This window comes from Fibrella rubiginis (genome assembly GCF_017353185.1).
Taxonomy (GTDB): Bacteria; Bacteroidota; Bacteroidia; order Cytophagales; family Spirosomataceae; genus Fibrella; species Fibrella rubiginis.
The window spans coordinates 1-1952 of the sequence record NZ_JAFMYV010000030.1 but is presented as its reverse complement, the minus strand read 5'-3'; the positions used below and the strand labels follow the sequence as shown (position 1 = coordinate 1952).

Below are 1952 nucleotides of genomic sequence, written 5' to 3'. Positions count from 1 at the left end.
GCCCATTCCAAATTGAGGAACATAACGCAATTCTTCAAGAATAGACTTTTTTATCCAGTATTTACTAAAAAAAACTTCCGATGCTATCGGTACATATACAGAGTCCGGCATATTAGGAATGTGAAAAGCAACGGACATGTTTTCGAAAATTTTTAACAATTACCGAATTTGGCCACCGGTCACTTGCCAAATTCGGTAGCGAAATTCCAATCAGGTTACTGTTGTCAAAGTGTACTCATTGTGGTTTAGTAATCCAACTAGCGATACGCTGGCTTGGAGTCAAATCCTCTTTGTAATAGTATAGAACAGAATCGTAATTAACAGAAACGCTCTTTGCAGCAACGTAATAATTGACATTTTCTTCGTCAATTAATTTAAATAGACGAAAATCCATCTCGATACGAAATTCTCTGTTAAGTAATGTCCTTTCGTCTTCAGACAGTAACTGAAACAAACCTTTTTTAGGATCTACTGAAAACCAGTGATTGATCTTTGAGAAACTAACATTATTAAAAATAACTTCAATGGTGTGGAAGTACGTTAGATCTTCGCTCACAGCTAAAACAAGACTGCCATAATTGCCTGGTATGATTTGGCAATCACACCAAGGCATTTTACTCAATGCCTGATTAATTACCAGTTCCTGCTCACTTAATTGTTCCATTTGGGAGGGGAATGTGTGTGTCGTTTGCCGCTTGCGGCGGATTACCCGCCTTTATATTTGACTCTCTGTGCCAAACTCCTTTATCATCCATGAATTCAAAACCCTTGCCTTGCCCATTTGCATCAAGACCTTGTGCCTTTCGCCGAATCCGATAGGTAGGGCCCTTAGCTGAGTTTGATCCAACAGGAGCATTGGGTGGTGGCTGGTGAATACGTACTTCATAATCATAGCCGTTTTCCGACCACTTCTCTTTGTAACCTGCCGTGTAGGGATCACCCGTTTGCATACCCTGCCTGCGGAGAGCTTCGTCGAGAATGTCCTGTGGGTTAGATAACGAGTTGATGGGCTTTGGCGTTCGTGGCTTTTTGCATCAACTGCTTGAGCGTATTAGCACCCTAGGCTAGGCAAAGAATTACTCATCAGTCATCCTGATAGGACACCGCTATGCTTTAGCCTATATCCGTTAGTTCTTGTGTAATACCAGTTGCCCAATTTTGATACAATTTCTGTAATGACAAATCATCCGTTATACTTGTCAGATAGTTTAAGTAATTTACCACACTTGGACTTGGGTTTTCGAAAAGATATATTTCAACTGCATCCCACACATGGTGTACGTAATCATTTATAGTTTGAGTGTATAGCTGTATCATGAGGTATAAACCCTGACTTTTATCAATAGTGGCAATTTCTTCACAAAGTGACATGCAACTATTAATAGCATCAACTCTGCTCATTCCCTGAGTTTGAAACGAAGAAATAATCGCTCCGGCAGAAGCTGTAGTAAATGGATCTTCGTTTTTATATTTACTAATTATGATAGATAACTTTGCTTGACGATCCTCGTAGGAGGTCAAAGTCATTACTTGCACTAATTCGTCGTTTATCATCGTATTGGAATATGTGCTGCCCTACGGCCAGCATTGCTATTAGGACTAGAAATCACATTACCTGCTTCATCAAGTGATACGCTTCCAGATGTGCCAGGTGGGCCATAATTGCCTGCACGGACATTGGCAGTAGGTACGATCTCTTTATGTGCATGAACTACCTCATCGGCGTACCCCAGAGGTGGTTGCCTATTCATAGCAGGATCAATTCTCACGGACGCTGTTTTGCCATCAGGCATACTTTTGGTCCACACTTTCCCACCGCTGTTTGCTGGAACAGACGTATAACCACGACTTATAAGGTCGGCTTCAATATCGGCTCTGGGCCGTCCCTGTAGGCGAATATCAGCCAGTTCATCGGCGGCAGTCAAAAATACAGGCTTGACTGGCAGCTTTTT

4 protein-coding genes are annotated in these 1952 nt (G+C 41.8%); all 4 read right to left on the bottom strand.

Features of this window, described 5'->3' with window-relative positions:
* Positions 1-235: 235 nt before the first annotated feature.
* Complete coding sequence (locus J2I47_RS26325; RefSeq protein WP_207367618.1) at positions 236-664, bottom strand: hypothetical protein; 429 nt, start codon at positions 662-664, stop codon at positions 236-238.
* Positions 648-980 carry a polymorphic toxin type 30 domain-containing protein gene (locus tag J2I47_RS26320; protein ID WP_310587750.1) on the bottom strand — a complete coding sequence of 111 codons (333 nt, stop codon included), beginning with the start codon at positions 978-980 and terminating at the stop codon, positions 648-650. Before J2I47_RS26320 ends, J2I47_RS26325 begins: the two co-directional genes overlap by 17 nt.
* 133 nt (positions 981-1113) lie before the next feature.
* Entirely contained in the window at positions 1114-1554 is a 441-nt protein-coding gene (locus J2I47_RS26315) for a hypothetical protein (protein ID WP_207367616.1), read from the bottom strand.
* Positions 1551-1952: hypothetical protein (locus tag J2I47_RS26310; RefSeq protein ID WP_207367615.1), on the bottom strand; the 402-nt coding region annotated here is incomplete at its 5' end. The genes J2I47_RS26310 and J2I47_RS26315, both read right to left, overlap by 4 nt.

What these genes read in the sequence shown, in the direction of transcription:
- J2I47_RS26325 (WP_207367618.1), bottom strand. Translation starts at nt 664, where the DNA reads ATGGAACAATTAAGTGAGCAGGAACTGGTAATTAATCAGGCATTGAGT.
- J2I47_RS26315 (WP_207367616.1), bottom strand. Translation starts at nt 1,554, where the DNA reads ATGATAAACGACGAATTAGTGCAAGTAATGACTTTGACCTCCTACGAG.